The 19,136-nt window shown below is 38.5% G+C and carries 18 protein-coding genes; 4 read left to right on the forward strand and 14 right to left on the reverse strand.

Annotation, left to right across the window (positions count from 1 at the left end; genetic code table 11):
* Positions 1 to 27: 27 nt before the first annotated feature.
* Positions 28 to 540, reverse strand: a complete 513-nt coding sequence (locus DWY63_RS11710; RefSeq protein ID WP_117802221.1) for a hypothetical protein — start codon at positions 538 to 540, stop codon at positions 28 to 30.
* 99 nt (positions 541 to 639) lie between these two features.
* Here DWY63_RS11710 and DWY63_RS11715 point away from each other — a divergent pair, with 99 nt between their 5' ends.
* Both DWY63_RS11715 and DWY63_RS11720 read left to right on the forward strand, forming a co-directional pair.
* Complete coding sequence (locus DWY63_RS11715) at positions 640 to 1,290, forward strand: hypothetical protein (protein ID WP_117802222.1); 651 nt, start codon at positions 640 to 642, stop codon at positions 1,288 to 1,290.
* Between the two features lie 12 nt (positions 1,291 to 1,302).
* The gene (locus DWY63_RS11720) at positions 1,303 to 1,533 is read left to right on the forward strand and encodes a hypothetical protein (protein WP_117802223.1); all 231 of its coding nucleotides are present in this window, start codon (positions 1,303 to 1,305) and stop codon (positions 1,531 to 1,533) included.
* 102 nt (positions 1,534 to 1,635) lie between these two features.
* Here the strand turns inward: DWY63_RS11720 and DWY63_RS11725 are convergent, their stop codons facing one another.
* The 6 genes from DWY63_RS11725 to DWY63_RS11750 form a co-directional block, all read right to left on the reverse strand.
* Entirely contained in the window at positions 1,636 to 2,409 is a 774-nt protein-coding gene (locus DWY63_RS11725; protein WP_117802224.1) for a PP2C family protein-serine/threonine phosphatase, read from the reverse strand.
* A 1-nt stretch (position 2,410) separates the two neighbouring features.
* Entirely contained in the window at positions 2,411 to 4,597 is a 2,187-nt protein-coding gene (locus DWY63_RS11730) for a hypothetical protein (protein ID WP_117802225.1), read from the reverse strand.
* A gap of 12 nt (positions 4,598 to 4,609) precedes the next feature.
* Complete coding sequence (locus tag DWY63_RS11735) at positions 4,610 to 4,804, reverse strand: hypothetical protein (protein WP_117802226.1); 195 nt, start codon at positions 4,802 to 4,804, stop codon at positions 4,610 to 4,612.
* 5 nt (positions 4,805 to 4,809) lie between these two features.
* Complete coding sequence (locus DWY63_RS11740) at positions 4,810 to 5,046, reverse strand: extracellular matrix/biofilm biosynthesis regulator RemA family protein (protein WP_117802227.1); 237 nt, start codon at positions 5,044 to 5,046, stop codon at positions 4,810 to 4,812.
* 97 nt (positions 5,047 to 5,143) lie between these two features.
* Positions 5,144 to 5,452 carry a hypothetical protein gene (locus tag DWY63_RS11745; RefSeq protein WP_117802228.1) on the reverse strand — a complete coding sequence of 103 codons (309 nt, stop codon included), beginning with the start codon at positions 5,450 to 5,452 and terminating at the stop codon, positions 5,144 to 5,146.
* On the reverse strand, positions 5,449 to 10,719 hold the full coding sequence (locus tag DWY63_RS11750) for a hypothetical protein (protein WP_117802229.1): 5,271 nt from the start codon (positions 10,717 to 10,719) through the stop codon (positions 5,449 to 5,451). Before DWY63_RS11750 ends, DWY63_RS11745 begins: the two co-directional genes overlap by 4 nt.
* Positions 10,720 to 10,882: 163 nt before the next feature.
* Between DWY63_RS11750 and DWY63_RS11755 the strand changes: the two genes are divergently transcribed.
* Together DWY63_RS11755 and DWY63_RS11760 are read left to right on the forward strand one after the other, a co-directional pair.
* Positions 10,883 to 11,914, forward strand: coding sequence for a hypothetical protein (locus DWY63_RS11755; RefSeq protein WP_117802230.1), 1,032 nt, complete (start codon positions 10,883 to 10,885; stop codon positions 11,912 to 11,914).
* A gap of 308 nt (positions 11,915 to 12,222) precedes the next feature.
* Positions 12,223 to 13,248, forward strand: coding sequence for a hypothetical protein (locus DWY63_RS11760; RefSeq protein WP_117802231.1), 1,026 nt, complete (start codon positions 12,223 to 12,225; stop codon positions 13,246 to 13,248).
* Between the two features lie 33 nt (positions 13,249 to 13,281).
* On the opposite strand, the gene DWY63_RS11765 is transcribed toward DWY63_RS11760, so the two are convergent.
* From DWY63_RS11765 to DWY63_RS11795, 7 genes are all read right to left on the reverse strand, one after another.
* On the reverse strand, positions 13,282 to 14,988 hold the full coding sequence (locus DWY63_RS11765; RefSeq protein WP_117802232.1) for a hypothetical protein: 1,707 nt from the start codon (positions 14,986 to 14,988) through the stop codon (positions 13,282 to 13,284).
* 70 nt (positions 14,989 to 15,058) lie between these two features.
* Positions 15,059 to 15,265, reverse strand: a complete 207-nt coding sequence (locus tag DWY63_RS11770; RefSeq protein ID WP_117802233.1) for a hypothetical protein — start codon at positions 15,263 to 15,265, stop codon at positions 15,059 to 15,061.
* A 314-nt stretch (positions 15,266 to 15,579) separates the two neighbouring features.
* Positions 15,580 to 16,527, reverse strand: a complete 948-nt coding sequence (locus DWY63_RS11775) for a phage tail tip lysozyme (protein WP_117802234.1) — start codon at positions 16,525 to 16,527, stop codon at positions 15,580 to 15,582.
* 11 nt (positions 16,528 to 16,538) lie between these two features.
* Positions 16,539 to 17,348: a C40 family peptidase gene (locus tag DWY63_RS11780; RefSeq protein ID WP_117802235.1), complete on the reverse strand. Its 810-nt coding sequence runs from the start codon at positions 17,346 to 17,348 to the stop codon at positions 16,539 to 16,541.
* On the reverse strand, positions 17,345 to 17,776 hold the full coding sequence (locus DWY63_RS11785; protein ID WP_117802236.1) for a hypothetical protein: 432 nt from the start codon (positions 17,774 to 17,776) through the stop codon (positions 17,345 to 17,347). Before DWY63_RS11785 ends, DWY63_RS11780 begins: the two co-directional genes overlap by 4 nt.
* A complete protein-coding gene (locus DWY63_RS11790; RefSeq protein ID WP_117802237.1) occupies positions 17,770 to 18,231 on the reverse strand; it encodes a prepilin peptidase in 462 nt (153 codons plus the stop codon). The genes DWY63_RS11785 and DWY63_RS11790 overlap by 7 nt, the downstream gene beginning before the upstream one ends.
* Before the next feature lie 16 nt (positions 18,232 to 18,247).
* Positions 18,248 to 19,135, reverse strand: coding sequence for a type II secretion system F family protein (locus DWY63_RS11795; RefSeq protein ID WP_117802238.1), 888 nt, complete (start codon positions 19,133 to 19,135; stop codon positions 18,248 to 18,250).
* Position 19,136: the final 1 nt, after the last annotated feature.

Consider the following 19,136-nt stretch of genomic DNA (forward strand, 5'->3'; position numbering starts at 1 on the left):
AGTATCATAAATCAATCCCATAACAATTTAGGGATTTCCGGCGGCAATGGCCGTTTGTGCTGCTGTATATTTTGACATGGAATCAATGATATTTTGGTGTAACGCCAAATATTTGTACGCGAGTGTGGTAACATCTCCACTATTTTCACGAGCCATATCTAAGATCTCCTGAAGATGCGTCAATGTCTCCTCAACACCTTCACAAGCATATTTCTGATTATATGTATAAGATCCAGTTCTTACAGGATGATTTTCCTTTTCCTGTTGATAGCTAACCTGAATTACGCTTAATTGATTTTGCAGCAAACTAACATGATTCAAGAAATCGTCCTCAGAAATGCTTTCGGCAATATAGAGAGAAAAAATGTCATCCATTTCACCCGCATATACAGATAAATCATTAATATAGTCGCTTTGCCGTTCATACCATTGTTTTCCAGTATATTGTTTCTGGTATTTTTGAAAACTTTTAAATGCAAAAATCCCCAAAATACTTAATGCGATTATTGTGACACATAAAATAATTTTCTTTTTCGTCATTACTCAAATTTCCTTTCTGTCGTACGTGAATTCGTTTTTTGTTTTTTGTTTTCTAATACTATAAGTTGAAGGGAAAAAACGAAGGAGGTTTCATAAACTATGAATTATGCACTTTTTGTTGAGTATGAAGGCATATTATTAGGGAATACTCAAAAATTTTCTCAATTATCCCTAACCCGTTTGCGAGAAAAGACTACAGCAAAACAAATTTTACGTTTCATCTTTGAAGAGCTTTTAGAATGGACGCCTGAACAAGTCCGTGACTATTTAACCCCTCAGATAGCCGAACAGTTGCATTTAACCAGAATTGTTCATCAAATCGACTTTCCATCCGAATGCAATCCAGAGACAGATCTTTTCTACCTTGCTGCTTTTGTGTATCCAGAACAGATTCGTATCTCCAAACGGAAACAGGTTTTGTTTGTCTACGAAAAAGTATTACAGGGAAAACTCAAAAAATTTCCCAAAAATTTTTTCTTATCTGGAGACGCAGAATACAATTTGGAAATTTGCCTTGCCTATGCGTTAAATCACTTTGGAAACTTTCATTCAGTGGAAGAACTGTATGGTTTTTTCGCAGACAAACGCAAATTCTGCCATTTTGCCAAAGAACACAAGTTAATAGAGCCTATTCGTAATCTATACGAAAATCCCGTAGAACTTCTTCATAATACACTTCCTAGTGAAATGCAGAACGACTTTTTCTATGAGTATTATTCGTACCAATACAGTTTGAATAGTGGAACATAACGGAGGAAATATATGATCATTCATCTCAAGGACACGGCTATACAGCTTAATCCAAGTGAAGTGCGGGCAGCCAAAAAGTTAATTTCTCGTTTCATCACTTCTGTAAGTTCGGCATCAAAACGCACAGGCCAAATTTCCTTTTACTTTACGGTTCTGATTATTATGCATATTATGTCTCAACAACTTTTGGAAACGTTCGACCCGAAAGATTTACAGGAAATCATGAAAAAGTACCAAAAATAATGCCATATGACTTTTTTACGTCAGAAACATGTTCTGATGGATAGCTATAGTAGAGAAAAGCTCCCTAATTTAAGCGTAGGGAGCTTTTCTTTTACTATCCATTTACAGAAAACCAGATGGCATGTAAATCAGCATTGCGGACATATTGTCAGGATATTTAACAATATTTTTAGCTGCATTAACAAGTGCATTGGTAGCTTCCGTCCCCTCCGGTGGCGAATTTAGGATGATCTCAGACATTGCATCCGGGCGCAATGCATAATGGATTCCATCTGTAGTCATCAATACCAAATCCTGCTCCTGCAATTTTCCGGAAATTGTGTCAATCCGCGGGTTAATGATCTTTCCAATTCCACTGGTTAGCTTTAATCTTCCGTCATGCACATAATATGTCTCGCTATCAATCTTCCCTTCCTGTAATAGTTCGTACGCTTGCGTATGATCATGAGTAATCAGATTGACTTTTCCATTGCGGATAATATACAGCCTGGTATTACCGCTATGTCCAATTGCTATTTTGCGGTCCGGCAAAAACAAGCAGCATGTTACACTTGCCGAATAACCGGAAAACAATTCTTCATTTCCCATTTGAAATGCTCCCAAAATCCGATTCGCATCATTCATAGCCTTTTCGAGGAAAAATTTCGGATACTTTATTAGCAAATCCGGTTTTTTCCCAAACGAATCCTTGATGTTTTCAATTATGTCCATAGCAACAATAGATGCTGGTTGCGGTCGCTGCGGCATAGAACCTGTTCCATCCGCAACGATGCACAACAATGTTTCCTCATCAAGCTCGCAGAATTGCACAAAATCCTCCTGCTGCTCTCGTCCAACCCCAATGTCTGATGTCGCACCACATATATATTTTGGCATATTAAGAATCCCCTTTTACATTTTTCGAGTCATTCATTTTTTCTTCGAGATGTAAAAGATGTTTCTTCTTTCGAGTAAAGTGTAAAAACATGCCTATAAGAACTGCAATTCCACAGCCGATAATCACAAGTAATATTAATAATACTTGTATTCCTCTGTTTTCATTTACCGTTTCTTCTACAGCATCTTTTACTTTCTCTGGGCTTGTCTTTTCAATTTTTTCTGCCGGAGCTGTTGTAACTCTTGCAGCGTCAGAAGAACTTTCAGTTTTTTCAGAAGTTTGCTTATTCGAAAAATCATCTGTAACTGCAGTTTCCTGTACCGCAGTAGTAGCAGTCGGACGCAATTTATCCACAATATCGTTTGTTTCCTGCTTCTTTTCAGCTTTTAACGTATCACCCGATGTTGTATTTGAAACTGATACATTTGGTGTGAGTGGCTTCAGGTTTGCAGCCTCTTTTTTGACAGAATCACTTTCGCTTGGTACTGTTGTTGGTTCCGGCGTAATCGTTGGTGTTGGTATCGGTGTAGTTGTCGGGTTTGGGGAAGGTTCCGGAGCCTGTGTCGGAGTCTGTGTTGGTTCCGGCTCTGGCTCTGGTGTTACCGTTGGCTCAATTGTCGGCTCTGGTGTTGGAGCCGGCGGGGTAACAACCTTCTGTAAGGTCAACTTTTGAATGTTAGATTCTACCGTTTGGACAAGATTATTTGCATAATATCCATTTGCAACAGCTTTGATTTCAATCTCTTTTTCAGAAGAAGTTTGATTGCTTGCAGTGATTACCATATCTCTGCTTTGCGAAAACGTGCCATCTTTTGTATATACGACCATTTGAAAAGAACCTATTTTATCGTATAAAAAAATGGTTTTGTTCAAGATACTGGGATGTTGACCATTAATTGTAATCAAACGTTCTACGGAGTTTCCCTCTGAATCAACAAATTCCGGGACACGTATTGTTTCCACTGTCAAATCAGATGGAATATAAAAATCTACCACATAACCCGTGACAGATGTTGTCGCTGTTGCATTCATATTATTAAATGTAAGTTGTACATCATCCTGTCCAGGAATTATTGTGGCTGAACTGGAAACTTTTGGACTTTCCATCTGATATTCACAAATAAGCTGTATCTTTTGAGAGGCTTCTGTTTTTACTTCCTGATCATCACCATAGACCGCTTTTACGTATGCCTGGATCAAAACATCCTCACTTTTTGCATCCTGTTGAATGTTTTTTAATAACAGTGACAAACTTTTTGTTTGTTTGAAGTCATATGCAGAACTATTGTTGTCTTCATCTTGACTATTGTCGTCTTCAATCAAACTATTATTGTCCTTTTCGAGACAAATTTGTAACAGAACTTTGGAATCAGAGGTAATGATTCCTTCCGTATATTCTTTCCCATCAACAAATAGTGTACTTGTTGCATGTTCAAATTCTGGAAGATCAATCTGCTCAATTTCTGTTCCTTTTGGGATGATCAGTTGACATTCATAGCTGGAAAGTTCTGCTGTTCCGGTTCCAGCCAAACCATCCAATGTCACCTTGGCTGTTTGACCGTAAGAAAGCTTGTCCTGCTCTGTTTTCCATACTGGTGTTTCAATTTTATAACTCGTTTTCAAAACCGTTGCTGAGACTGTTTCGTCTACCTTTGATGTGAAGTTCTCCCCGTCTTCTGATTCCCGAATAGTCCCTTTTAATTCTACAGTATCAGACGCTTGTGACATATCAATGTCGCCATCAATTACCATCCCTGACATTGAAGCATCTGAATTTGCAATTTCACCTGCCGGCTGCAATTTGATGCTTGAAATTTCTCCATAATCAGAAAGTTCGACTTGAGCGTTTTCGGTCGTTTGAAGCTGATATTCCATTCCATCATCTTTAAGAATCGAAACAACGACATCTCCATCGTAGTTTTTCCAATCTCCAACGACTAATTTCTTAGCCACGAAAGCGTTATCCCACGACGTTTCGACCTGCGTAAATATTTGATCGTTCCCATCTGATTGATAATCATATTGATATGATTGATCTAACGCTTCGTCGCTTATTATCTCTGTCTTCTGCATAATCTGCAAATTTGGCGTGAGATCCGCATTGGCCCCTGCCGGAACAGTTATTAGTCCAGAAGCCAAACTGACTGCCGTTATTGATGCTATTTTGCGTGCAATTTTTTTCTGCATTTTAACTCCTTTCTAGTATTCCTCTGTTGAGTGATCACGCCTGCCATTCAGATACCTGCGGTCCGCCGTAATCTTCTTAGAAACAGGTTCTGACTTGAACTGATATTTTTTCTTTTTTCTTCGAACTTTTAAGTATGCCACTGGAGACACAATTCCCAGCATAAGACCTGCCGCGCCAGCCGCAATCAAAGTTGAAAAATCATTCAAATCAATCACTCCTTTTCCATTCGCTGATTCAATGTATCTACGGAAACAGGGGTTAATACCAGCTCCCCGTTTTTAAGATATATAACCGACATAGTTTTTTTCCCATTTGTATAGTCGTATATAAGCCCCTGTTTTCTTTTGATACGAACATCTTTCCGCACAGCATTACTATCATATGCTATGTATAATTTGATGTTATCTTTTGGAATATAACAATCTTTTGATACCTTAATGTTTTGCATACCAGTTCCTCCTTTCTATTCCGATATATATAGTATTGAAAATTGTTCTCAAAATTAGATACAAAACTGGACCAGACAATGCTGGCCCAGTTCTATTTTAGTCATCCTTTTTAGGATAATGATATGCAGAATCTTCTTTTTCACGAGCATGTTTCACATGAGCTTCTGAATTCTTTCCTTCTGTCATACATATAAAATCAGTATATGGTTCCCGGCGTGTAAAACGGTTATGTATTGATCCTCGCTTATTTCGGTATCCCTTTTCTTTTTGTTTTCGCTTTTCCATTCTACATTTTTCAAAATGAATATTAAATCGTTTCGCATCTGCAATTATTTTTATAGAGATTCCTGCGCCAATAAAGAAAAACACTAGAAACACAAGTACAAAGAGAATCTGAATCATCATAAATATCGCCTCCACTCGTCTGCATCCAAACTATCATCCACCTCTGGCTCTATGGAACTTTCAGGGATATCTTCCGATAAAACAGGATCTGTATCCATAGTCTCTTGGGCATCTCTATCATCATCCGCCGTGCTTTTGACTTCCGCTTCTATTAAATCAATTGCTGATTTCAGGCTATCTACGGAAAAACTGGAGCCAACAATATCCGATAACGCGGTATCCGGAACATCTGTTCCTATATTTTCCGCATGCTCAATAGCCTGAACATAGGAATCCAAATCATTGCTCATTTGATCTAAAAACTGGTTTGGTTCATAAAAGTCCAGTTTCTGCTGTGCATCTACGGATGATGATTGCGACATATCTACCCTATCTACTGAATCTGTCACACCAGAATCCAGATCCATAAAGCCTTCATATGGATCTGGTTGCTCAAACGGTTCTTCTGGAGATGCATATCGGTCGCTTGCCAACTCATATAAATGATCGACATGTTCTGCAGAAAGTCCATTTTGCTGTAATTTTTCAGCCATCGTATCCATATTATCCATTGGCTTACCGTCCAAATCAGTAACCTCATATACGAGATCTGCACTCGATTCAGCAGCTTCGGAATACGGCGTATCTGAATTATAATGATCTGTGATTGCATCCGCGGCTGCGTTTACAATATCCATATATCCAAGATTTTCATCTGAAAAAACGTCTTCTATTGCTTGTGAAAGGACATCATCTAATGCATTTGCCGCATTAAGACAGTCAGAAAATTGTGCTTTGTACTCTTCATGGAAACTATTTGCATTTTCAGATCCTATCGCTGGGCTTTCCGCCTGTGATTCCCCACGTTCTAATGTTGCATCATCAGTTGTTGGTTCAAACGTGTCATTTTTAGCATCCGCCGTTGAAAATGAATCACTATCTGAATGATCTTCACCAACACTCCCTATTAACAGTTCCTCCTGTCTATCTTGAACATCCAGGCTTTCTGGCATTGCACCAGAATCAGATTCTGGCTTATCTCTTGACTGACTTATTTCGAAATCTGCTGTCACATCCTCATCCGCGCTGCTTATTTCAACAGTTTCCAATACATCAGATTCCGGGATTTCATGAACTTCTTCACCGTTCACTACGGATTCGCTATTATCCTTTGAATTTGCAGCCTCGGTCATATTGTCCTGATCGTTATCCTGACTTTCCATTCTGGTCTGCTCCGCAACCATAGCATCGTCTTTTGTGTCCTGATTCTCACGCTCAATCGCATCTTTTAAATCCATATGCTGCTCCTCTTCTGCTTTCTTTTCATCCGCTAAAGCTCCAGATTCTTCTGAATTTTTCGAGTCCATACCATCAGCAGCTTGATTCTCCGTCGTAACGCCTCCCTGCGCTCCTCCGCTTACCATTGAGGAAGTATCAACGGGATTTTCCTCGGGCTTTTCAACTGCAGGGACTGTTTCGTAAGCAACTTTTGCATGAGGATCACGATCAATCGTTTTCTCAATATTGCGAAAATACGGGCGAAATATCGTAGATGCAAAAAAGTTTCCTACCTTTTCCCAAGCACTAAGATCATATTTAGTGCCATATGTATAGGACTTTCCGTTTTCGGTTTCATATTTTTCAAGCCCCTCTTGTCCACCCGAAAGAATTCTTTGCTCAAGACTGGTATAGTAGTTCGTTTTATAATACTCCTGCCGATCCATTCTTAAGTCATTATTGGATATATAATTCTTAATAACCTGATCCTTTCCATAGGCTGCACCAAGGTCAAGTGCCTTTTTAGCACAAAAATCATATTGCATTTTGTAATCTTGGTAAAAAGTATTGCTTCGGAGTAAACGGGAATCTCCAATTCGATCCTGCATTCCCTCCATTTTCCCTTGCAATTCTTTTAGCCCGGACAAATACGGCTTTATTTTTTCGAACGTTTCCTGAATCAAATTTCCTTTTTCTACTTCAATACTTGTTCCTTTGGACGATGCTATTTTCTCTGCCTGAACTTCTAACGCTTCAACTTTCTCTTGCGTCAAATGTAATTGACCTTCCAAATTCACCTCAGCCCGCGTCATCAGATTATACTGTCTGTTTTTTTCTATGCCAGATTCACTCTTTTCGGAGTCCGCCGTGGAATTTTCTGGTGTATTTTTTTCAACTTTATCCATGGTGTTTTCTTTTAAGTCCATGAATTTTTCTTTGATTTCGTCAAATGTATACGATTTTTCGGATTTTAGTATATCGTCAATTATCGGGCGATAACGTTCCACCGGATGCCCAATAACATCCATATCCTTACGAATGTAATCGTATTGATTTGCTGATTTACTTCCCAGAAAATCTCTTCTTACAGACTCTAAAATATCTGCCATTGTAGTATTCCCGCTCTCCGGAAGTGTATATCGCAGCGCATTCCAGGCATTGGTATAATCAACGCCGACCTCTCTTCCAATTAGCGGGGCATTCGAAGAGACGGGAATATGTCCATTGCTGACATCTGTCGTTATCTTGTTTTCTGATTCTTTGTAGTAGTATGTTGGCGCATCAATCTGCATATAGGTGTTGCCGTCTTCACGCTCTGTATAATAGTGCATTACATTTCTGGTTGTATCATGATAGTCATAACTGATACGATAGCCAAAACTGGTATATATACCACCGTCATCACCAATATGAAGCTTATACGCAGAATCTGTCTGCCGTTCGTTATAAGCATCTACCTTTTCTTGTACTTCCAGCTTGTCCACATCGCGTAAAGAGTCTTTCAATGCAGAAGCATAATCTCTCATATCACATCCCATGGGGAAACGAGCCTCAAAATATAAATATTCCCGCAAAGTCTGCATCGGACCATGATCCGCCAAAAATTGTCCCATATCTCTTTTTGAAAAAGCATCCTGTTTGGTTGCACTTGATATAATTGCATCGCACAAGTCAAGATATTTTTCAGCTCTTTCTATCGTTGGCTGCACTCTCTCCACATCCGCGCAATCTTTTTTATATGCCGCGTATTCTTCTCTCAATTCGCCAAAGGCTGCAACTGCCTTTTCTGCATCTTCAAAACGCCCAAAATCAAGACTGTCAATGATATTGTTTCCTTGATTTGTATAACGCTCTTGAAAATCATGGATTCGATCTAGCTTTGTGTTTCGATATTCGGTCAGTTTATCACGGATATCCATAGTTTGATTTCTCTGATCCAGATAGAAATCAAATTTTTTCTCCATGTTTCCGCCGAGCATAACACTCTCTTTTATTTCATCGACCGCATTATTAACAATATCTCTAACCGCTGCTGCAAATTTTGTTTCTACAATTTTTTCAACGGCAGAAACTGCTTCCTGATAATCATGCACGGCCAAAGCATATTCTTTCTGCTTTTCCGGAGATAACTCTTCAATAGCCTTATCTCCATCTGCTTTTGCAGAATCCACGAGTGTTTTTGACTCCTCTAATAGTTCCTGTATTTTCTGATAATTTTCATAGCCTTTATACATAGGCGTTTGTTTGAATTGGTCCAGCCGCTCTGGTGATCCTTTTTCTAACCGTTCTATCCTAGCCTTTACATCATTTGCAAACCAATTTTTTCGATGTGATAAGCTTAGGCGATCAAACGGAACCATCTTCTCAGGAGCATCATTTCCAGTAACAATTCTGATTTTGTGCGAACTTGATACCTGATCCTGACCGATTGAATACACATACACACCATCTGCCCGGATAGCATATTGAGCATTGATATGTTCTTTTTCCCCATCCTTTTTCGTGATGTCGCCATCAAGATAAATACGGTCTGTAATACCGAACTTTACGCCTTCTATTGAGATATAATTTCCGTATTGAGTAGACACGGACATACGATCTATAGTGGCATCTTGATAGGATTCTCCCAAGAGGTTTCGAATCGTTGCATTATCCACATGGATTGGAATTGTCTTACGTGTCATATCAATTCCATCCACTATGCCATAATAAGGATTGGACGCTCGTATTTCTTTTATTTCATCTGCATCCATATTCTTCCGAACTTCTGGAGGGAAAAAATTAAATAACGAATTGTAAGTCGGTAACTCTTCTCTTGCTGGCAGCGCGTACATATCGACGGGAGCTGGATCTGCTGTTTTAAAATATCCGATGTCTTCCAGCTTATTATACATAGAATCTATATCATATTCTTTTCCAGCTTTGTCCCGTATAATGGGAGATCCATCTCTATTTCCATCTAAGGAGAAATCTTCCTGCCCGTTTGTGCCATGCATATGCCAAGTCAGCGATCCCATTCCGCGCAAACCACGTTCCATTGTTACCGCCGATATAGTTGCTTTGGCTGACGCTTTTTCCATAGTCTGCATATGATCTAACTGCGTGTATTCATCTGAAGTAACACGATTGGAAAGCGACACATCTGCAACGCCAATCCGGGAGGCTTCTTCTTGTAACTGTTCGATATTCAAGACTCCATGGTTCGCTTCATATGCCGTTATTTCATGCGTATCAGGATCTCGTGTCAAAATAAATGTCTCTGTTTCATGATTTCCACGAATTGTCCATGTAATTGACGCATTTTCATCAAAATCAACTCCATTCGGCTGAATCTTATCATCAAAAAGGAAATTCACTTCCATACGCAGACGCGCAGGATTATCTGCTGCTGCATCAAGAATACGATTAATTCGCTCATCTGATGTAGAATCCTCTTCATGATCCCAAAATTGCAGTTGTTCCAATGTTTCCTGAAATTCTTTCAGTCCGATCGATGTACCTGTCTGGCTATGAAAAATCTGTTCCCGTCCTCCACTCACATCAAATGCGAAAAAATCCTTTCCGTCCAAAGAGCCTGTCTTATTAGGTACAGACAAAATAGTTACGTCCAAATGGTAATCTTTTAAAGTCTGAAATATGTTAGAAACACAGTCTCTTAATGCTTCAGGTGTGTTCTCAAGAAACTGCAGACGATGCTGGGCATACTGATCACATGCCATCTGACGATCTGAGTGTTCACTTAGTAAAAATTCAGATGGACTTAGATAGCTTTCAGATTCGGTATCCCATATGTTTATAGTTCCGTCTGAATTATTATATGAAAATTGGTAATCATGCGATCTATCCGGATAGTTTTCCAATGAATTCCAGTTAAGCGTAGAAATATCATTCTCTGCAAGCTCTTGAATTGCGTTTTCAACCTTCTGAAAATCGGTATCTGTACCAAGCACATAATCATTGATAACTTGTTTGGCATTTGAAGTAAGGATCTCTATCTTATTATCTGCCATATCTATCACCTCCGTACACTTAGTAGAATGGTAAATTTGCTTCTAAATAATTTTTTCGTACATGAGAATTCTTTTTTCAACTTTTTTTTCAATACTATAACTATGAATTTGTCTTGCGGACACATTCTCGGTTCAAAATTAAAGGTACTAAGGAGGTTTATCTATGGAAACAATTATTATTTCTAGTGAATTTTATTTCAAAGCACCGTATTGTGAATTAACTTCCGATGCAAAATTGCTGTATGCGCATTTGTATACACAAGCCCTTACAGGTCAGGAATACATATCATGCACGCAAAAAGACGCAGCCAAACTATTACACTGCACAGAAGGCACTGCCGGTAAAGCGCTTCGCAGCCTCCAAGATATAGGATTAATTGAACGTTTCGTGGCACGCAGAAAAGAAACCTTAATTTCTGTTTATGGCACTGATGGGAAACCGATTCAACCCCAAGGTGATATTTTACCATCCACATTGGCAGAGACTAATTCAAAGGCAAACATAGAAGTGGATTCTGCAAGCTCTCACTCAGAAAACTTTACAGAAGTGTCAAACGCCACGAAAAATTGTTTGTCTTTGCAACAACCTCAAGCAGATTTTATGCAAGCTTTTATTCAAACCTTTATGGAAACTTTTTCAAAAAAATTGTATTCTTCTACAACATCTAACCCCAAAATTCAAAAAGAAACACCTGTAAAACAACAGGACTCGGATATCACCAAAATTGACGAATATCCTGTTCTTGATGGAAACCTTATAATTGGCAACGATGGTCATATTTTGCCGTTGGAGGATTACAAAATGCTGGTAGATATCTACGGTGCAAAAGTCATAAAATACCAGATTGAAAAAATCCGAAAAAAATATCCACCTACATATATGAATCTCAAAATAATTTCCAGATGGGCAAATGATTATAATGCCTATCGCCGCCGTCATTCGAAAAAACATACCAAAAGAAGCAACACGGATAATGCCATAGCAGACACTACAGTTCATACTTTAAACGACAGTGATTGTTCCACAAAAGAAACTGCTTCGTCTGGTACTGAAGAGACAGAGCAGCCAGCTATTACTGGAATAGAATATAAACTTCAGGATTGCATTGATGAGAGCAATAAATTCAACAACTTCTACCAGAGACAATATAACATGGGATACATGGAATCGCTCCTTTTAACTGCTAACAGATGATTAAGATTCGTGTATCTTTCTATCCAAGCTTCGCTTTAATGATATAACGTGATAAAGTTATGCTTTTGAGAAAAAGAAGTGAAACAGAATGGAAGTCGAATTTTGACTGCTAAAATCGACTTTTAAAATTAAAAAAACAACTTTAGTAGTTAAAATTTATATATTATATATTATTACACTAAAACATGACAATATAACAATATTACAATAGCAATTTTAGAAGTCAAAATTTAACTGCTAAAAAATTGAATTTTGTATTTACAAAACGTTTAAACATACACTCTATTTAGCCATGAGGAGGAACGATTATGCAGAATGGCTTTTTCAAAACCTATGGAAAGGTAATTCTTTTCGCCTTTTTAGGCATATCTATTGTTGCTGCAGTCATTGGGCAAAACAAGCAAAACAATACTCTGGCCGTATACACTTCGACAGATGTCGTCCAACAGGAAACGCTTTCTGACAGCTCAAGTGAAGAAGACAATATCGAAACGCAAATCTACGCAGATAATACATATCATTTTTCAATCAGCATTCCGAAAGATTGGACACAGGTTATAGACCACGATACTGTATCTTACATCCACAAGCCTTCTGGAGCTACGATACGCATGGAGGTTTTCGCGTATAATCCCGCGATTAATAACGTTGCCGCAGATACTCTCTCCACGTCAATCACACAAGATGGAAAAACTTTTAAAAATTTTACACGAAAAAGCGCATCCAGTTATGAAGTGATGTATCAAGATCTTAAAAATAGCACTTACGATTATATTGAAGAAGTTTATTGGGACCGGGAGCATATTATACGCTTATCCTGCATATTTAACGATGAAATTTACGAAAAAATCCTTCCTTATATAGAAAAAATGCTGAATTCTTTTTCCTGGAACGCAGAAAATCCCATTCCGGACGGCTACGCATTGCAGTATTTATCAGCAGATCAATTTGAATTTGCATACCCGGACACATGGGTCTTAGGAACATCATCTAATTCGATCGTCGCAATGGATCAATCGAGCAATGCGTCTATGACAATAACGATGCAGGATTATGACAGCAGTCTGTCCTCTATGACCGCAACAGATATGGCACAGTTAATTGGAAGCGACAAGCAAAGTTTTATGATGAATAGCTTTCAGGCTTCTGATGCAAAAGCCACTGCAAAAGCTACGTATGTTGTAGATTCTGTGCAAATGCAGATTGTCGAATGCCTTATATGGGATGGCTCACATCTATTTTCTTTAAATATTGCTTACGAGCAGAGAACGATATCCGATGACCTTCCGGAAACATGTATTTCCCTGTTTCGAAGCTTTGCATCACAAAATTAAAGCCCCCGTTTTTCGCGGGGGCAATCTGTTCACTCATTCAGTTCTATTGGTTGACGGGCTGACCGTTTCCACTTTTCCCAGATTGTTGACATGGATTCGAAATACATCACCAGTGGCAACATAACCTGTTTTGGTAACTGTGTCCAAGCTCAAGGACTTATTTGTTCCATTTTCGACCGTCTGTTCGTTGAAATAAATAAGACCATTCGTAACTGGATCGAAGAGATATTCGCATATATCATACTTCACACTGGTTCCAACTGTGTAAGTTACTTTTTGATATGCTGTAACAGTATATTCACCTGGGTCCATTGTTGAAAAATCAAATTGATGTTTTGGATCATCCGTTTGGACAACCACTTTAGATCCTCCATCCTTTTCCACTACCCATCGTCTGACATTGGACTTATAGTTTGTCTTCAATATAACGTTTTTTCTTATACTGTCAACATGAATATCTTTGATATAAGCCAGTGTACAGTAATTATTCATTGCATTGCTGCCAGAAAATCTGGAGAATAGTTCATATGTATCCGTTATTGTGTAAAATGCATTCATGCCCCCATCCACAAGGTCATCACGTACTCCCGGCATTGTCGTAGAGCCATCTTTGTAGTCTGGAATCTGCGTAACGGAGGAAATATTGTCAGAAGAAGAACTATTGCTTCCAGTGTTGGAACTATTCTTGTCTGAGCCGCTACTATTATTACCATTATTTGAAGTTCCGGTACTATTATTTGATGAATTTGTGTTCGAGTTTTGGTTTAGACTAGAACCTTCTATCAGTTTAAAAGGTGGATCTTTCTTATTCTGAAATATCAGCAAATAATTTCTACCATCTTGTTGAATCAGTTTCGTAAGAAATTGATCGTCTGAAAATGAAAATCCCATTTTCTTTGCAATAGCATCCATAACCTGCCGAAGCAGAATGTCGTCTGCACTATTTCCTGTAAGATAAGAGCTATTTTGATTGTCTCCCTTATTACTATCTGATCCGTTCTGACCATTTGTATTCTTATCCGTTGAATCTTCAGCATTGCTTGAAGATTCCGAATCTTGCCCTTTATTTCCATTTTCTTGATCTGTCTGTAGACTTTTCTCATATGTGGCTAATAAGCCATCTGACGGCGCATCTGACGCACTGACAATCAAGGATAAATCTCCATTTTTATCCATAAGCGCAATTTTCCCGCCGCCATCTTCTATTGTAGGTTCACTAAAACTCTTCTTTGGCATGTGCATATTATCGAAAATCGGATTAGTGACAGAACTAATAACATCAAAATCCTGACGATTATTATCCTTATTTAAAACGGACTCAAAGTCTTTTAAATAATCCAAAATCTGATCAATTTGATCTTTCTTGACATCAACGGTTCCATAAGAATACCCAATATCCTTGATGGACGAATTTGGACTGTGAAATATTCCGTTTTCGTCCGCATTTTTCCTGATCTCCGTTAAAATTGAACGTAATTCATAATTCAATTTCTTTTTTGCGTCCATTGCTTTCAACTGCGCTTCTGTGTAATGTACAGTTGTATCACCCCCAGATGTTGTATCTGAAGAATCCTCTTGACCGTTGGTCGTTTCTTTGTCACTTCCGTCTGATTTTATGGTCGTTTTATCGCCAACATTGGTTGTGACATCTTGGGTATCAGCATAGGTTGATATAGGTGTCCCCAATGATGTACATATCGCCAATATTCCTAACCATATTTGGATTTTTTTTCTCTGCATATAGTATTCCTCCCAAATAAGACCATAGCTCACAGCGATTTTACTGGAACTATGGTCTTGTTGTGCCAAATCAGGAATCAGAATTCGCATCTCTGAGGATGCCCTGCATCTCGGTGTTTGCATTATCATTGGCTTTACTGATGTTCTCACGAACCGTGTTCATCAACTTCGTCATTACACCGATTAATCCTACTGTGATTACGACAACAATAGCAAGCTGCAACAATTCCATTCCGGATTCATCTGTAAGAAACTGTTTGACATATTTTTTAAACATGATAGTGCCTCCTTTCCAATCTATATGTCTGTCTATAGTATTGTGAAAGAAGAAAAAAATAAAATTATACTGGATTTTTTTGTACGTGAATCCTTTCTCCAGTTTTTTCTCAATACTATATAAGAAGAATTATGCGCAAAAAAATAAAACGTATTAAAAGCTGTTGGCGCAGCAATTTAATACGTTTTATCAGCGGCTATTCACATTCCTCAACCAAAATAATTATAGCGTATTCTTTCCAAAGGTGCAATTCGTAAATTACATAAAAGTGAATTGTTCTATTAGATACACGATATCTGTTTGTCCATCTTCAATTACTTTAATAATTGTTGATAATATAATAATGCAGCTGAAGCACGTTTACCTTTTTCACGCTCTATATCGGCCGGTTTTTCATATTGTGTCAAAAAAGCAATGGATGCGGCTTCCACATCCTGTATGGATTTTAGGGTATTAAGTAATGCAGGCTCATACTGCTGCAAATACGCCATCAGAGAATCCAATTGTCCTTTTAAATCTCCGATACTCTTTCCTTTATCTATTGTATAGCGGCACAGATACTCCTTAATCGTTGGATCTGTAAACTGGACAATTCCATATCCATATCTTCCACCGGAATAGAGTCCGAATCTGGAACTGCTAATAACCTCTGCTCTTGATATTTCACCGGAATCTACCATTTGTGTATACATTTGACCCGTAATCCTTGTCCTTCTAACGGCCCGTTCTTCCAACAAGGTAGGATCTAAGTTTGTACTGGATTCATTCGCCATATTTCCAAGTATACCGGCTACTCCTGCTGGTGTAATCCCATGTGACAGAAGATAGTTCCATATTTTCTCGGCATTCCCATTTCCAACTAATTCGTCAGAATCTTCTATAGTAACCATATGTACAATACTTCGTTCGCCAGATAAAAACGGGGACATCGTTTTTACATACGCGGATACGGTTATAATAACTTGATTTCCAGTAACCCACTTATTACAATTTGAATCTGCATATTCAAGTGCAACCTTGATATCCGATATATTCTGATTTTCAATCGACGCTTGTGCCACTTCCAGTGATAGTTTTTCGGCGTTTGTTTTTGTGGCACACACCGCTACAGCCCTGGATGATGATACTATGGCTTTTGACAGATTATTCATTGAGAAATTGATCTGCATCACCGCAATTATCAATATCACCATCGAAGTGATAAACACACTCATAAACGCAGCTGCGAGAAATTCTCCATTTCCTGCTCTTAATCTTTCCATTACTTATTCCTCTAATCTGTTGTGAATCTTCGAATTGCAAGAATTGGGCGACAATCTGCGCTTCGATCATGTGTTATTCCCGCTGTTTCATTTTTCGCCTCCACAATCATACCATTTCCATCATAAATTGCGACATGTCCAGCATAGCATAAGACATCGCCAGCTTTTGCGTGCGCCAAATCTGCGACAGGCTGACCTAAAGATCTCCACTCACCTGATGTCGCATATGGACCATTGTATACTCCACAATGCGTAAGACACTGCCATACAAAATGCGAACAGTCAATACCATTCGTAAGTGAATTTCCTCCCCAAACATAGGGATTTCCTACCCATTGTAGCGCAAATTGCACGATAGTTGTTCCCTGTGCTGTCGCACCAGTACCATAACTATTCGAAGAAATAAATTCTGTTGTCGCTGTTTTTTGAATTTGATATTTTGTATTATTCTGATCCCAATGAATGGATGCCAAACTGGGTAAATACCACTGCCCTACAGATAATGTAACTCTGATCTTGTTCTTTTCAAATGCATCGGCATCCATTTGTAAGTCAACAATATCTATATTTGTTTTTGACTGCAATAATTTTTTAAGTTTCTCAGCTTGCGTATATGCTTCCTGATAGGACGCGCCATCATTTTGAATCATATATATTGCCACTCCATCAGAGATGGAATCTACTGCATTTTGAGCCTTTAGCGCCATCTGACGGATTGCATATGTCTGAATAACGCCAATGACCAGAGCGTAGATAAGTAACAGCATAAAGCAGCCATAGATAAAAACCCCATTGCCTCGTCGTAAACGCTTCAGTTTCAAGAACTTTCACCCCCGTTTTCAATCATCATGATGCAGCGGACTGTTTTCGGCTTTTTAAACCATTGTGTAAATCCATGTACATCTGCAGTTACAGTCACTTGAATAAATTTTCCTTTTTTCCAGACATGATCTTTACTTTCATAGCCTGGTGTATAATCGACCGTTGCCTGAATTGATGAATGATCAATGACCCGAGTTTCGCGTTCCAGATAGTATTCCGCAGCATCCTGCACTCGCTCCTGTGCCTGTTCCAGTGAGTCGCAGATTACAACCTGCCTTCCGACACTCAAGATACATTCTTCCATCACGTTTTCGGCATTATTAAGGATCAATGAGTTTAGGATGATGATATAAAAAATCGTAAGGAATAGGATTGAGATGCTGTAGCCGATAAACTCTCCCGCCCCCTTCCGAAATCGTTTTAACATACGTGAAGGCTCCTCAAAATACCATATAATACGCACGAGGCAAAAATGAACGGGGCAAAGGGAAACTCCTTCTGTTCAAATACCTGTACATTTTTTAATGACAACTGTCGTAAGGTTAATTTTATTGTCTGCTTCGAACCGGGTACAAAAAACCATGCATATCCCAATAATAGTATAGCTGCGCCAACAATGATGAAACAGCTACGGGAAAATCCCACAAATGCTACAATTGCCATCCATAATTTGAGATCTCCCATACCCATAAGCTGAAACATTCCAAAAAGAAATACAAATACTATACCAATACACCGGATTAAAATTGTCTTTGGCTCCTGGCATAAAAACAATCCGCAAAAAATGCCTGTTGCAATTACGAGGTTAGGGATTTTTCTGTATTCCAGATCAAATACGGCTGCAACACCGCTTAAAACAATGAGTAGTATTTCTGCTATCATATGTATTTCCTTCCTTTCAAAAAAGTGTTCCTGTTAATTCTGATAGTATTGGAATTATTAAGAATACGATCATCGGCATAAGCTGGAAAATAGCCATCGGCAGTAAAATTGTATTTGTAACCTTTCCAGCTCTTTCTTTAACCGCCAGTACATGGGTTTCCCTAATATCTTCCGCTTTTCGGGATACGGTTGCTGCAATCGAAACACCTTTGGTATAAGAAGTCGAAACGTTAAGAACAAAATCACTTAATGTTTCTTCATCATATCGCGCTGCGACATCTTCCATGGCCTGCTGCCAGCCGGAGGCTCCCATTTGTGATTCACTAAGCGCCCTCAGAAATTCTGTTGAAATTAATGATGGAAATTTCTCACAAATAACCAGCATTGCATTTTCAATAGGCATTCCGATCTGCAGTTCTGCTTGAAGCAGATCCAGAAATCGTGGCAATTCATCTGCTATTTGAGCTTTCATAGATTCCGCCTTTGCATTTAGGGTCATTTGTTCATAGCCAACTAGAATAAAAAATCCCAAAATCCCGCAAGGCATAAAGTACATGGACGATACAATGGATAACACTCCACAAATCGTAAGCAAAATAATTGCATATGTATATCTCATTACCATACGCTTCATATCTGGTTGTTTTCTTACTAAACTGCAACTCTGATAATATTTCTCCGTTTTTATTCCAAATTTATTTGCTACAGTATCTGGCTTTTCATATCCGTAAATTGCACTATACATTTTTGAGTCAAAATCATGGAATAGCCAATCGTCCGGGTGTTCGCTGGCATAACGAGTCCCTTTATGTTCCAAATTATAGAAGATCGCTGATATAAAAATAATAAAAAGAAAAATAGCTATCCCCAGTAAAATAGAAATAGAAAGTGCATCAAATTCCATA

This window comes from Blautia sp. AF26-2 (assembly GCF_003460955.1).
GTDB classification, from domain to species: domain Bacteria; phylum Bacillota; class Clostridia; order Lachnospirales; family Lachnospiraceae; genus Fusicatenibacter; species Fusicatenibacter saccharivorans.

What these genes read in the sequence shown, in the direction of transcription:
- DWY63_RS11710 (WP_117802221.1), bottom strand. Translation starts at nt 540, where the DNA reads ATGACGAAAAAGAAAATTATTTTATGTGTCACAATAATCGCATTAAGT.
- DWY63_RS11715 (WP_117802222.1), top strand. Translation starts at nt 640, where the DNA reads ATGAATTATGCACTTTTTGTTGAGTATGAAGGCATATTATTAGGGAAT.
- DWY63_RS11720 (WP_117802223.1), top strand. Translation starts at nt 1,303, where the DNA reads ATGATCATTCATCTCAAGGACACGGCTATACAGCTTAATCCAAGTGAA.
- DWY63_RS11725 (WP_117802224.1), bottom strand. Translation starts at nt 2,409, where the DNA reads ATGCCAAAATATATATGTGGTGCGACATCAGACATTGGGGTTGGACGA.
- DWY63_RS11730 (WP_117802225.1), bottom strand. Translation starts at nt 4,597, where the DNA reads ATGCAGAAAAAAATTGCACGCAAAATAGCATCAATAACGGCAGTCAGT.
- DWY63_RS11740 (WP_117802227.1), bottom strand. Translation starts at nt 5,046, where the DNA reads ATGCAAAACATTAAGGTATCAAAAGATTGTTATATTCCAAAAGATAAC.
- DWY63_RS11745 (WP_117802228.1), bottom strand. Translation starts at nt 5,452, where the DNA reads ATGATGATTCAGATTCTCTTTGTACTTGTGTTTCTAGTGTTTTTCTTT.
- DWY63_RS11750 (WP_117802229.1), bottom strand. Translation starts at nt 10,719, where the DNA reads ATGGCAGATAATAAGATAGAGATCCTTACTTCAAATGCCAAACAAGTT.
- DWY63_RS11755 (WP_117802230.1), top strand. Translation starts at nt 10,883, where the DNA reads ATGGAAACAATTATTATTTCTAGTGAATTTTATTTCAAAGCACCGTAT.
- DWY63_RS11760 (WP_117802231.1), top strand. Translation starts at nt 12,223, where the DNA reads ATGCAGAATGGCTTTTTCAAAACCTATGGAAAGGTAATTCTTTTCGCC.
- DWY63_RS11765 (WP_117802232.1), bottom strand. Translation starts at nt 14,988, where the DNA reads ATGCAGAGAAAAAAAATCCAAATATGGTTAGGAATATTGGCGATATGT.
- DWY63_RS11770 (WP_117802233.1), bottom strand. Translation starts at nt 15,265, where the DNA reads ATGTTTAAAAAATATGTCAAACAGTTTCTTACAGATGAATCCGGAATG.
- DWY63_RS11775 (WP_117802234.1), bottom strand. Translation starts at nt 16,527, where the DNA reads ATGGAAAGATTAAGAGCAGGAAATGGAGAATTTCTCGCAGCTGCGTTT.
- DWY63_RS11785 (WP_117802236.1), bottom strand. Translation starts at nt 17,776, where the DNA reads ATGTTAAAACGATTTCGGAAGGGGGCGGGAGAGTTTATCGGCTACAGC.
- DWY63_RS11790 (WP_117802237.1), bottom strand. Translation starts at nt 18,231, where the DNA reads ATGATAGCAGAAATACTACTCATTGTTTTAAGCGGTGTTGCAGCCGTA.
- DWY63_RS11795 (WP_117802238.1), bottom strand. Translation starts at nt 19,135, where the DNA reads ATGGAATTTGATGCACTTTCTATTTCTATTTTACTGGGGATAGCTATT.